Source organism: Mycobacterium ostraviense (genome assembly GCF_002705925.1).
Lineage (GTDB): Bacteria > Actinomycetota > Actinomycetes > Mycobacteriales > Mycobacteriaceae > Mycobacterium > Mycobacterium ostraviense.
In genome coordinates this window covers 2,877,125-2,889,370 of the sequence record NZ_NKRE01000001.1, presented here as the reverse complement: position 1 = coordinate 2,889,370, position 12,246 = coordinate 2,877,125, and the positions used below count along the sequence as shown (strand labels likewise).

Sequence of the window (12,246 nt, the reverse complement as noted above, 5' to 3'; positions counted from 1 at the left end):
TACCGATCGCGTACTCTGCCCGGCCGCACGCTGGACGAAGTGCTCCGGGACGTATCCGGTTCATGAGCCCATTGCCGATTTCGGGATCTCTCGGACGTCGATGTGGAAGCGCCCGCCAGTTAGTTAGGGCGAAGCCGACGTCAGAGGTGGTGCAGCTCCGGGGTCTGAAGGTCGGCCTTGCGCCCGCGGACCGTGAGCGATGTCTGTCCTGCCGCGAGGGGCAGCACGCTGCATCCGAGGGCCAGCGCCCATCCTTGGATACCGATCGCCTGGATCTGCAGCGCCTTGGCTAACACGGGGATGGTGAAGGCGGCAGCGATCAGCCCCAGGCAGAGCGCCAGCGCACACCAGACCAGCCGGTTGCGTGTGACAGCGTTGCACAACACCGCGGTGCGGGGCCCGCGCATGTTGAAAACATGCCATAACTGGGCCAGTGCGACGGTCACAAACGACACCGTTGTCGTTGTCGCGGTGTCGTATTCAAGCCAATACCGGGCAGCGACGAGCGCCAACAGGGTGCTTGCCGCGATCGCCACTCCATAGCCCGCCATCATGCGCCACAAACTGGCCGAAATGATCGGCTCTTTCGGGCGTCGCGGCGGTTGGTCGAGCACATCGCCCTCTCCTTCGCCGGTGGCCAACGCGAATGCCGGAAACACGTCGGTCACCAGGTTGAGGAACAAGATCTGCAGGGGCAGCAGCGGCAACGGCAGGCCGCCGATCACGGCGAGCGCCACCACCAGTACCTCGCCCATATTGCAGGAGAGCAGATAGACCGCGAAGCGGCGGATATTGTCGAAGATGACTCTGCCCTCGCGCGCGGCGATCACGATCGTCGGGAATCGGTCATCGAGCAGCACCATGTCGGCCGCATCGCGCGCCACCTCGGTGCCTCGCTTACCCATCGCGACGCCGATGTCGGCCTTCATCAGGGCCGGCGCGTCGTTGACGCCGTCACCGATCATGGCCACAACTTGGCCTTCGCGTTGGAAGAGGTCAATGAGGTCAAGTTTCTGGCGCGGGCTTACCCGCGCGAAAACCTGCGTGCGCGCTATCCCATTGGGTATCGACTCGGGCGCGTCGTTCAGGCGAGACAGCTCGTCACCGGTCGTGACGACAGCGTCAGTCGCTGCGATGCCGACCTCCCTCGCGACGGCCACCGCCGTGCTGGGATGGTCACCCGTGGCCATGACGACGCCAATGCCCGCTCGGCGCAGCGCGCCTACCGCGCTGGCGATGTCATCCCGCGGCGGGTCACGAAATGCCACCAACCCGACAAACACCATCCCACTGCTGAAGAGTTGCTGCGGATCCACGCACGCATGCTCGGCGAGCCCGAGCACACGTAGCCCGTCAGTCGCCAGTTCCCGGGCCACGTCCAGCCACTGCGCCTTGCGGTCGTCATCGAACGGCTCCGCCGCGACACCGATGCGATCCGCCAGCGCCAGCACTACTTCGGGCGCCCCCTTCATCGCAGCGAAATACTCGTCGTGGTCACGATGCACGGTCGCCATCCATTTGGTAGCGGGGTCGAACGGATACTCGGCGACCTCCGGGTACAGGGTCAGCTGATCGCCGCGACTCAACCCCCCGAGCGCAGCGGCCTGTAACAGCGCGACCTCCATCGGATCACCGTTGCCGATCTTGGTTTCGACGTCGTAATCAGCGTTTCCGCACAACACCCCAACCAACAACACACGCATGAGCTCCGCATCGGCAGACGGGTCGACGGGCAAACCCCCGGCGAGCACGGTGTTGGCCTGGTAGTCGAAATCGAACCCACCGGTGACGGTGACGACGTTGTCGACGGCCATACGATTCTCGGTCAATGTGCCGGTCTTGTCGGTAAGGACCACCGTGGTCGAGCCCAGCGTCTCCACCGCCGAGAGGTTCTCCACCAGTGCGCTCTGTCGCGCCATGCGCAGCATTCCGCGGGCAAGAGCAAGCGTGGCCACGATCGGCAGGCCTTCCGGGATCGCCGCCACCGCAAGTGCGATCGAGGTCTCAATCATCAGCAGCGCCGGCCTGCCGGTGAGTAGCCCTGCCGCCGCCACGACGGACGCTAATACCAAGGTCAGCCAAATGAGCTGGCGCGACAGGCGCGCCAGGTGATCTTCCAACGGGGACCTGCCGTGGTGGGCCTCTTCGACCAGCTGGGTGATGCGGCCAAGCTCGGTGGACAGCCCGGTGCCCACCACAATTCCTTCACCACTACCGCCGACCACATGAGTGCCCTTGAACAGCATCGCGGCGCGCTCATGAAGGGCTGCCGCCTCCGGGTCTGGCTCCGCGGTCTTGTGAACCGGCACCGACTCACCCGTCAGTGCCGACTCATCGACACTTAGCCCGGCGCTGTCCGCGCATCGTAGGTCGGCGGACACGACGTCACCCGCCCTCAGGAGCACGACGTCGCCGGGCACCAACGCATCGGCGTTGACGACCATGGACCGGCCGTCTCTGCGTACCCGAGCGCTGCGCCCGCCCAGCGCTCGCAACGCCTCCATCGAGCGCACTGCCCTGCGCTCCGTGGCGTAGCCGATCGCCGTGTTGATCAATAGCACGATGGCGATCGCAATCGCCTGTTGCCACTCACCGAAAGAAAATGACACGACCATCGCCGTTGCCAGCAGGGCCACCACGGGGCTTGCGAACTGGCGAACCAGCAGTATGAAGTTGGAGACCGGCCGACGCGTCGCAAGGAGATTAGGGCCGAACAGTTGTCGGCGCCGCTCGACCGCGGTCTCAGCAAGGCCGACCTCCAGGTCGACACCCAATTCATCAGCAACATCTACGACTGCCGAGGCATGCGGGTGTTGCGGCAATAACGCTGTTGAAACCAATGCTGAGCCCATCATTTCGAGCGTGACATCGCAGACGCCGCAACGTCAGGAGGCAAAGGTCACACAGCGTAGTGACCGGCGTCGATGCTCGGCCATCAGGGCGGTCCGGTATGCCAACGATGGCACCCAGTGGCTGTCTAATGACAAGCCGACTGGCGAGTGTCTCACTTCTGGGCGCCGCCGAGAACCGGGCCAACGTGACGACCACAATCTCGCGGGCTACCCACGGTCCGGCCAAGCATTGATCACATTGTGACCCTGTCGGGCGGCCTCTCGCCTACGCCTGGGCGCCAGTGCCCCATGAGTTAGGGACCAATGCCTCCTGTCCCGACCGCGATGGTTGCCTAATGTCAGCGGTACCGGGACGACACGCCCGCCCAGGACGTGTTGTAGTCATGGGCTCCATCAGGGAGGTCCTCATGCCAGATTCGCACATCCACCCCGGAATTGTGGTTGGTATCGATGGCTTGCCATCGTCCACAACGGCGGTCCAATGGGCGGCTAGAGATGCTGAGATGCGCAACGTGCCAATTCATTTGGTGCATGTCATCGCTCCGATGGCTACCTCGGAGGGGTGGTCAGGCCTCCCGATACTCGCCAACAATGCGGGTTGGCAAGAAGAACGCGCGCGCGAAATCATCGAGCAGGCCGACAAGGTCGTCGCCGAGGCCACCTCGACAAGCCGCGCCCCGCATGTCACGAGGGAGGTGCTGCACGCCGCGATTGTGCCCGCCCTGGTTGACCTGTCCAAGAGTGCCGACATGGTCGTGGTCGGCTGCCGCGGCCAGGGCGGTGTGGCCGGCGCGCTGTTGGGATCGGTTAGCTCCGGACTGGCCCACCACGCCCATTGCCCGGTAGCCGTGATCCACGACGAAGATGTGCTCACGGCGCGCTCGCCGCAGGCGGCGGTGGTGGTGGGCATCGACGGCTCACCGACCTCTGAGTTGGCCACCGATATCGCGTTCGATGAGGCATCACGTCGTGGTGTGGAATTGGTGGCACTGCATGCCTGGAGTGATATGGGCCCGCTCGACTTCCCGAGTACCAACTGGGTGCCCATTGAGTGGCGCAACATCGAGGACCAGGAGAAAGAAGTCCTGGCTGAGCGTCTTTCTGGACGGCAAGAACGTTATCCCGATGTCGTCGTGCACAAGGTCGTGGTGTGCGATCGACCGGCGCCCCGTCTGCTCGAACAAGCTAAGACCGCTCAGCTATTGGTGGTGGGCAGCCATGGCCGCGGTGGGTTTCCCGGTATGCTGCTGGGCTCGGTCAGCAGGGCGGTCGTCAACTCGGCGCAGATTCCGGTGATCATCGTGCGCAGTCCTGAAACCCATTGAGGCCGAGCCGAAGCGGAACTTGCGAGGGAAGAAGATGGTGAGCTGTTGCTGCGGAGTCCGCCCCTGAGCTTCATGGTGCCGGCGCTACTGAATTTACGGAATTTCGTGTCAGTTCAGGGCTAGTTCGCGGTGAAAGCCGGATGCGGCACGCGTGCTGACCTGTCGGCCAGGATGCTCGCGGTGGCGACGGCGGCGAGACCGCAGATGCCCGTCGTCGCCTCAGAAGAAGAATCCGGCATGCGGTGTCTCCGGCACCGCAAACAGCCGATCCGCCGTGGCGAGTGCGGCTCCATCGTCGGCTCGGACCAGTCCGGCCACGGCGAGGCTGCGCCAGGTGGCGCCCCCGAGCAAGACTGCGGCAAGCCCGTGGATGCCGATGTGTAGCTGCGGACGCCGCTGAGTCGGTTCGGCGCCGTCGCCGGTGATAGTGAAGCTGACCGAATTACTCGGCAAGACAGGGTCGTTGACGGCAACGGTGACGGAGCCTTCGCCGGCATATCGGCGTGCGGAAAGCACCTGGTGCACGTCGACGACACGCAGCCACGTCTCGTCGTATATCCGGGTGACCTTCGCGGCCCGCCGGTCGACAAGCAACCACGGCAACGGATCGTCAACCGGGAGCATCCAGAACACCACGCGGTCAATGAGATCCAGCCCCAGCAGAAAGCGCAGCAGGCCCAGATAGGCATCTGTGGATGGGGCGAAGAAGTCCTCGACCGCGATGGTGCGGTGTTCGCTGACGAACCAGTTTTCGGTGTCGAGGGGGCGGTAGCGGACGAAGCCAGACTCCGCCCCCGGCTCACCGTGCACCGCGATATACCAAGGCCCAGAGTATGCTTCGGCGCGCAGTCGCAGGCCCCGCCACCAAACCGGTGCGCGCTCAACGGTTCCCGGTCGGGACGACCGGTTCCCGGCGTAGATTCGGGGCAGCACGTCCCATGCTTGCGCGGTGTCGAGCAGCCGAACCGGCCCGCCGGTCCCGACGCCTGGGCGTAGCGCGGCCCGTCGCGTCTCCACCTCCACCCGCTGCGATGAACTCGCCACGCCGTAGCCGAACCGTTCATAGATCGTCGCCTCCGAGGCGCGCAGCGTCGCGACCACCTCTCCCCGGGTAGCGAGGTCGTGCAGCTGATGACGGACCAGCTCGGTGGCAATACCTCGACGGGTGAACGACGGCAGCACGCCGATGTGGGTCACGGCGGCGTGCCGCACCACCGCTCCGCCGGGAAGTGTCAATCCGCAGGTGACGGCATCAGCAGTGCCGACCAGCTGTCGTCCGACGAAAGCACCCACCGTACGGCCTGGCTCGAACAGCGTGGTGAGCTCGCCTGGCGGCACGTCTGGCGGGGGTGGCAACCCGACCATGGCGGCGCGGAAAATTCCAGCCGCCGCGACCAGGTCGTCTTCGCTGTCGAGAACACGGATCTCGATACCCACACGGCCATCATGGCTGGTGCCCTCGACGCCAGCGCGAGTGCCTCGGGTGATGTCACTTTGGTGCGGCCGATCGGGGTTTCGGGCGGAGATTTTGCGGCGGCGGGGCCGAACGGCCCTACCGCGGATCGGGTCACAATCGGACCATGGCCCCATGGCAGAGGTTCTGGCGTACATCGCCGCCGGCTTGGTTGGGCTATGGGGGGTTTCGCACGCGATCCCGACCCGGGCCGTTGTCGCGGGATTCGGTGAGATCTCCGCAGACAACCGTCGTGTTCTAGTTCAAGAGTGGCTGGCTGAAGCGGTGACCATGTGGTCCTTTGCCGCGCTGATCATCACGGTCACCGCGGTCGGCGGCGGTCCCACCGCCGCCGACTGGACGTACCGCGTCACCGCAGGGGCGTTGCTCGTCCTCGCTGTGCTGACGGCCCTCATGGGCGCCCGGACACGCGTCGTGTGGTTCAAGATCTGTCCGGCGCTGCTGACCACCTCGTCGGTGCTGCTATTGGTATCCAGCCGCGCCTGAGCCATGCCTGGCGGAGTGACCAACATGGGTAGCGGTTTTTCCCGCGGTTCTACGCGTCCGGCAACGCCCCCGCCACGCAGTTACCGGGAGAGCTGGGAAGCCGCAAGGTGTTCGGCCTCATCGAATCACTATGTCCGACATGGCGTTAAGCCAGCGCACGCTCCAGTATGTTTGTGTACGCGACGGGATCCGTGAGTATGGCGGCGTGTCCGAGTTGCCCGAGGCTGATCAGCTCGGCGCGGCGGCCGAACAAGCGTTGGTAACGCGTAACGTCCTTGCTACTTTGGGTCCGATCGTTTTCGGCGGTCAATACCACGACGCGGCCGTCCCATCTCAGGAATGCAGCGGGGGTGACAATGTGGTGGCGTATTACGTCTGCAGCAACGGCGAAGTGAGACACCACGTCAGCGCGGCAAATCAGCTCCCATACGAGTCTTGCGAATTAGGCTCGCCACCTCGAGCCGTTTATCCCGGGGTAACTCACGGGTCAGCCGGACCAACCCGGATGCCACGACGCGCTTGAGTATGTTTTGCGGCAAACCCTTCGCGAGCCAGATGAACACCGTTTCCACGGCCAGCCAGCCGCGCGCGTAGTCCGCTGGGCCGGTGCTTGACAAGACGATGCGCTCAACAACGTCCGGCCGGTGCGCGAGATACGCTTGGGCCAGCGTCCCGCCGTATGACTGGCCCACTAGTGCGGCGCTGTCGACCGATTCGGCCCGCAAGATGGCATCGAACGCGGCCATGAACTCGGCGACGGTAAGTACCGCCGCGTAGTCGGGTGCAATGACCGTATGGTTGGCGGCAAGTCTTTCCAGGAAGGCAGAACCGACGGCAGCGCGACGAAGTCCACCTGGCAACCACAACACCGTTGGCCCCCACCCAGCCGGTAGTACCTCCACTGAACGCCCCCCACCAGCACCTGGTTGCCGTACCGGTCGGCGAAGCGCTTCATCGACTCAGCGGTCGTCAATGGGTCGTCCTGGATGGCCGGCGACGTTGGCCCTGAACCTGCCTGAGCTGAATCACTTCTGCGCTGGCGGCGCGGCCGCGACCGCCATTTTGAGATAGTTCCTGACATTGAACCGGTCGAAGGTACGTTTCTGGCGGGGGGCCAGCTGCCCGGCCGCAGTCGCGGGACCAATGATCTGCGGGTCGACAGCCTCATATGTTTCTCCATGCACGCGGATAGTGGCGCGCCCCGCAGCCAAGACATTTCGCAGCCAATCGGTGTGCGTGCCGTACGGCAGCGGAATGATGAAGCCGTCGGTTACCCGTTCGGCCACCACGGGTGTGGCGTACTTCTTGGCGGTGTGTCGACCGGTGTGTTCAATAACGCTGGCGTACCAGTACTTTCGGCCGGCCACCAGCATCATGGCCGGATTCAGCACGTGCTTGTTGAACACTCGCACGGTATCAAGGACCGCCATGATCAACCTTCTTTCTCGGCGGAGGAGCGATTACCGGCGAATGAAATATCCTCGCGCAGTAGGGCCTTGAGATCTGCCCATGGTAGGTCTGCTGGCGCAGAGGTCCTAGGGCCTTTGGTCCCATGCCGCGCAACGTGAGTGGGTGCCTAGCCAACGAGGACGGTTATGATCGCTGGCGACTGATTTATCGGGTGGGAGGTCCAATGGGCCGCAACGTAGGTCCGTTCATCGTGGTGGCCGGAATCATCATCGCGGTGGTGGGTGTCCTGACGTGGGTCGGCGGCCTCTGGTGGGTCGGACGGCTTCCTGGCGGCATCAGAATCGAGCGCGGAAACGTGCGTATCTACATCCCGGTGGTCTCGATGCTGGTGATTTCGGTTGTCGGCAGCGTGGTGCTGACAATCTTGCTGCATCTGTTTCGCCGATGACGACCGGCCGGGCGAGCCTGCGTGGCTGCCCGGCCACCGAGGCGAACGGTCGTATGTCAGCCGTTCGCGGCCGCCAACGCGTCGTTGAACGTCTTGCTCGGCCGCATCACCGCCGTGGTCTTCTCCCGGTCCGGCGCGTAGTAGCCGCCGATGTCCACCTCTTCGCCCTGTACCGCGGCGAGTTCGGCGACGATGGTTTCCTCGTTCTTGGCCAGCGCATCGGCCAGGGGTGCGAAGTGTTCCCGTAGCTGCTGGTCCTCGTTCTGCGCGGCAAGTTCTTGCGCCCAATACATGGCGAGGTAGAACTGACTGCCCCGGTTGTCCAGCTCACCGGTCTTGCGCGACGGGCTCTTGTTGTTGTCCAGCAGCTTGCCGATCGCGGCATCCAGCGTCTTGCCCAGGATCTTGGCCTTCTTGTTGCCCGTCTTGGCGCCCATGTCGTCCAGGCTGGCGCCGATTGCCAGGAACTCGCCGAGCGAATCCCAGCGCAGGTGATTCTCCTCCACGAGTTGGTGGACGTGCTTGGGCGCCGAACCGCCGGCCCCCGTCTCGTACATGCCGCCCCCGGCCATCAGCGGAACGATGGACAACATCTTGGCGCTGGTGCCCAGCTCCAGGATCGGGAACAGGTCGGTGAGGTAGTCACGCAGGATGTTGCCGGTGGCGGCGATGGTGTCCAGCCCGCGGATCAGGCGCTCCAGCGTGTACCGCATGGCGCGCACTTGCGACATGATCTGGATGTCGAGTCCGCTGGTGTAGTGGTCCTGCAGATAGAGCTTGACCTTCTTGATCAGCTCGTTCTCGTGCGGGCGGTAGGGGTCCAGCCAGAACAGCACCGGCATACCGGAGTTGCGGGCCCGGGTGACGGCCAGCTTGACCCAGTCGCGGATCGCCGCGTCGGTGACGGTGCACATGCGCCAGATGTCGCCGGCTTCCACATTCTGGGTCAGCAGCACTTCGCCGGTGTCGACGTCCACGATGTTGGCGACGCCGTCCTCGGGAATCTCGAATGTCTTGTCGTGCGAGCCGTACTCCTCGGCCTTTTGCGCCATGAGCCCGACGTTGGGCACGGTGCCCATGGTTCGCGGATCGAAGGCGCCGTTGGTCTTGCAGAAGTTGATCAGTTCCTGGTAGATGCGGGAGAAGGTGGACTCCGGCATGACGGCCTTGGTGTCCTTGGGCCGCCCGTCGGCGCCCCACATCTTGCCGCCCGCCCGGATCATCGCGGGCATCGACGCGTCCACGATCACGTCGCTGGGCGAATGGAAGTTCGAGATCCCTTTGGCCGAATCGACCATGGCCAATTCGGGGCGGTGTTCGTGGCAGGCGTGCAGGTCCCGGATGATCTCGTCGTGCAGCGACGCGGGCAGTGACTCGATCTTGTTGTAGAGGTCCACCAGCCCGTTGTTGACGTTGACGCCCAGCTCGTCGAACAACTCCTGGTGCTTGGCGAAGGCGTCCTTGTAGAAGGTCCGCACCGCGTGGCCGAAGACGATGGGGTGCGAAATCTTCATCATCGTCGCCTTGACGTGCAATGAGAACATCACGCCGGTCTTGCGCGCGTCCTCCATTTGTTCCTCGTAGAACTCGACCAAGGCCTTCTTGCTCATGAACATGCTGTCGATGATGTCGCCTTCGCCCAACGACACCGTGGGCTTGAGCACCAGCGTCTCGCCCTGCTTGGTCACCAGCTCCATCTTCACGTCGCGCGCCCGGTCCAGGGTCATCGACTTTTCGCCGTGGTAGAAGTCGCCGTGCTTCATGGTCGCGACATGGGTGCGCGAGGCCATCGACCACTCACCCATGCTGTGCGGGTGCTTGCGCGCGTATTCCTTGACCGCCTTGGGTGCGCGACGGTCGGAGTTGCCTTCCCGCAGCACCGGATTCACCGCGCTGCCCAGGCATTTGGCATAACGGTTGCGGATGTCTTTTTCCTCGTCGGTCTTGGGATCTGTCGGGTAATCCGGAAGCTTGTAGCCCTTGCCCTGCAGTTCCTTGATCGCCGACACCAACTGCGGTACCGAGGCGCTGATGTTCGGCAGCTTGATGATGTTGGTCTCCGGTAGCTGCGTCAGCCGTCCCAGCTCGCCCAGATCGTCCGGTACCCGCTGCTCCTCGGTCAGGTAGTCGGGGAACTCGGCGAGGATCCGGCTCGCCAAGGAGATGTCACTGCTCTTGATCTTGATGCCCGCCGGCTCGGCGAAGGCGCGAAGTATCGGCAGAAAGGCGTAGGTCGCCAGCAGCGGCGCCTCGTCGGTCAGGGTATAGATGATGGTCGGCTGCTCGTCGCTCATCTGTGTTTCTCCCGGCGTCGCTTTTGGTCGGATTTTGAGGGCTCAGCGTTGGATCGGCGCCTAACCAGTATCGCGGCTCCATTGTGCCGAAAATCATTCGGGAAGTGTTCGGTGAGCCGGTGAACAGTACCGTTGCGAGCGCGACAGCACCTGTCACTGGTCAACGGGGGCTCTGCGCTGCCGACGCCGCGGCGGCATGTGTTCCGGCGCGGCGCCCGGAGAACACGCAGTCGGCCAGCGAGAGCCCGCTGACGTAGGAGTTGGAGCAGATTCCGGCTGCGGTGCGCCCGGCACTGAACAATCCGGGAATCGGCTCACCGGATTCGTTGACGACGGCTCCGCTGCGTTCATCGACTCGGATACCGCCGAGGGTCAGCATCGGAGTCGGGTTGAGCAGGCTTGGCCGCACCGAAATGTTGAGCAGGGTGAACGGCGGTTGGCTGATCCGGCGCACAAACTCGGCGGGCTTTCCGGCGGGGTCCGGTGCGCCGGTGTCGATCGCGGTATTGTGCGCCGCGACCGTGGCCACCAGGCCGTCGGGATCGATACCGGCCGCCTTGGCGACCTCGCGCAGCGACGGCGCCGTCACCGAATCCGCCAGCATCAGCGCCGCAACCTGGGCACGCTGAAACCACAACGGCTGCTTGATCATTTGGCGGCGGGCTTCCCGCATCAATGCCGCATCGGCGAGAAGCCAGGCTTTGCCCTCATGGTTTCGCACCATGGTTTGCCCGACCGCGGCACCGTAACGACTTTCGTCGATGACGCGTTGCCCGCGCCGGTCGACGATGATGGCGCCGATGAATGCGCTCGGCGGGGTGATGAAGCGCCAGGCCGAGACGTTGTCCATCCGGTCGGTGACCGCTCCGGCGCTCTGTGCAAGCGCGATGCCGCTGCCGTCGTCGCCGCTGGTGCCCAGCTGCAGACCGCCCAGGTATTGGGGAGCGAACCGGTGCACCCATTCGGTGTTGGCGATGAAGCCACCGGCGCAGATGATCACCGCGCGGCGTGCGTCGATCCGCACCGGCTGGGCGTAGCGCCGCTCGAGTGCCTTGAGCCGACGATCCATCAGGCGGCGCAGCGGCGGGTAGTAGATGCCCGGTTTGGCTGACAGCTCGGCCATCGCCGCATACAGCCGCCGGATCCGCGGTGGCGCATTATGCATCGTCAGTGCTTCCACCCCGGTCACCCGACCGGAAGAATCCTGGACCAGGTTCGTCACCGTGGTGTGGGGCCAGAACCGAACACCAAGGGCCAGTGCGGCTTTGGCCAACGGGGCATACAATTTGCGGCCCGAGGTGCCGCTGCCCTTGACGCGATGCCCACGCTGAACGGGCGGGGTGTGGCAACGGAACGCGCCGGCGTTCTCACTGCCCGAGTGGTAGAGGTAGTAGCGGTTGTTCGGAAACGAGGTCTTGTACGGGCACAATGCGGGGCTGAACGGCACCCCGTAGCTGCCCAGCCAGTCGATCATGTCGGGACTGGAGCGCACGAATGATTCCAGGGTCTCCGGGCTGACGGCGTCGCCGACTTCGAGGCGAAGGTAGGCCAGCATTTGCTCGGCGGTGTCGTTGACTCCGGCCTGCCGCTGGACCGCGGTGCCGCCGCCGGCGTAGATGATCCCGCCCGAAATCGCCGTGGCACCACCACCATTGGCACGGTCCAGCGCGATGACGTCGGCGCCGCGTTCGCGGGCGGCGATGGCTGCGCACTCACCGGCGGCGCCGAACCCGATCACCACGACGTCGGCGGATTCGGCCGTGCGCGCGGATTCGTCACGAGCCATGCCACCACTCCCACTCAGGTTGCGCGTTGTGGGGTGAACTGTAACAGGTTCTAATTCACGTCCGGTTGGGTTGAGCCCGGTCGAATCTGGGGGTGCTCGACGAGACCTCCGCGGCCACGGTATGCGCGGCGCGAGCGTCGTGGCGGATGGCCGCAGAATTGGGCGGATCGC

9 protein-coding genes are annotated in these 12,246 nt (G+C 64.5%); 3 read left to right on the top strand and 6 right to left on the bottom strand.

All coding sequences use genetic code 11. The features are described 5' to 3' along the window. Positions 1-140: 140 nt before the first annotated feature. Positions 141-2,852, bottom strand: coding sequence for a cation-translocating P-type ATPase (locus CDN38_RS13190; RefSeq protein ID WP_180276321.1), 2,712 nt, complete (start codon positions 2,850-2,852; stop codon positions 141-143). A gap of 407 nt (positions 2,853-3,259) precedes the next feature. Between CDN38_RS13190 and CDN38_RS13185 the strand changes: the two genes are divergently transcribed. Beyond that, positions 3,260-4,177, top strand: a complete 918-nt coding sequence (locus CDN38_RS13185) for a universal stress protein (RefSeq protein WP_075509346.1) — start codon at positions 3,260-3,262, stop codon at positions 4,175-4,177. Between the two features lie 219 nt (positions 4,178-4,396). On the opposite strand, the gene CDN38_RS13180 is transcribed toward CDN38_RS13185, so the two are convergent. Continuing rightward, positions 4,397-5,614 carry a GNAT family N-acetyltransferase gene (locus CDN38_RS13180; protein ID WP_075509326.1) on the bottom strand — a complete coding sequence of 406 codons (1,218 nt, stop codon included), beginning with the start codon at positions 5,612-5,614 and terminating at the stop codon, positions 4,397-4,399. Positions 5,615-5,765: 151 nt separating this feature from the next. Between CDN38_RS13180 and CDN38_RS13175 the strand changes: the two genes are divergently transcribed. Beyond that, entirely contained in the window at positions 5,766-6,137 is a 372-nt protein-coding gene (locus CDN38_RS13175; RefSeq protein ID WP_075509327.1) for a hypothetical protein, read from the top strand. 404 nt (positions 6,138-6,541) lie between these two features. Here CDN38_RS13175 and CDN38_RS13165 read toward each other — a convergent pair whose 3' ends face one another. Beyond that, the gene (locus CDN38_RS13165) at positions 6,542-7,006 is read right to left on the bottom strand and encodes an alpha/beta fold hydrolase (protein WP_075509329.1); all 465 of its coding nucleotides are present in this window, start codon (positions 7,004-7,006) and stop codon (positions 6,542-6,544) included. 156 nt (positions 7,007-7,162) lie between these two features. Then, positions 7,163-7,567, bottom strand: coding sequence for a nitroreductase family deazaflavin-dependent oxidoreductase (locus tag CDN38_RS13160; protein ID WP_075509330.1), 405 nt, complete (start codon positions 7,565-7,567; stop codon positions 7,163-7,165). A 203-nt stretch (positions 7,568-7,770) separates the two neighbouring features. On the opposite strand from CDN38_RS13160, the gene CDN38_RS13155 reads away from it, so the two are divergent. After that, complete coding sequence (locus CDN38_RS13155) at positions 7,771-7,995, top strand: DUF2905 domain-containing protein (protein WP_075509331.1); 225 nt, start codon at positions 7,771-7,773, stop codon at positions 7,993-7,995. A 56-nt stretch (positions 7,996-8,051) separates the two neighbouring features. On the opposite strand, the gene CDN38_RS13150 is transcribed toward CDN38_RS13155, so the two are convergent. Then, positions 8,052-10,289, bottom strand: coding sequence for an NADP-dependent isocitrate dehydrogenase (locus CDN38_RS13150; protein WP_075509332.1), 2,238 nt, complete (start codon positions 10,287-10,289; stop codon positions 8,052-8,054). A 160-nt stretch (positions 10,290-10,449) separates the two neighbouring features. Beyond that, positions 10,450-12,075 carry an FAD-binding protein gene (locus CDN38_RS13145; protein WP_075509333.1) on the bottom strand — a complete coding sequence of 542 codons (1,626 nt, stop codon included), beginning with the start codon at positions 12,073-12,075 and terminating at the stop codon, positions 10,450-10,452. Positions 12,076-12,246 lie beyond the last annotated feature (171 nt).

Coding starts and splice junctions, on each gene's coding strand:
- CDN38_RS13190 (WP_180276321.1), bottom strand. CDS start 2,852: ATGGGCTCAGCATTGGTTTCAACAGCGTTATTGCCGCAACACCCGCAT.
- CDN38_RS13185 (WP_075509346.1), top strand. CDS start 3,260: ATGCCAGATTCGCACATCCACCCCGGAATTGTGGTTGGTATCGATGGC.
- CDN38_RS13175 (WP_075509327.1), top strand. CDS start 5,766: ATGGCAGAGGTTCTGGCGTACATCGCCGCCGGCTTGGTTGGGCTATGG.
- CDN38_RS13160 (WP_075509330.1), bottom strand. CDS start 7,567: ATGGCGGTCCTTGATACCGTGCGAGTGTTCAACAAGCACGTGCTGAAT.
- CDN38_RS13155 (WP_075509331.1), top strand. CDS start 7,771: ATGGGCCGCAACGTAGGTCCGTTCATCGTGGTGGCCGGAATCATCATC.
- CDN38_RS13150 (WP_075509332.1), bottom strand. CDS start 10,289: ATGAGCGACGAGCAGCCGACCATCATCTATACCCTGACCGACGAGGCG.
- CDN38_RS13145 (WP_075509333.1), bottom strand. CDS start 12,075: ATGGCTCGTGACGAATCCGCGCGCACGGCCGAATCCGCCGACGTCGTG.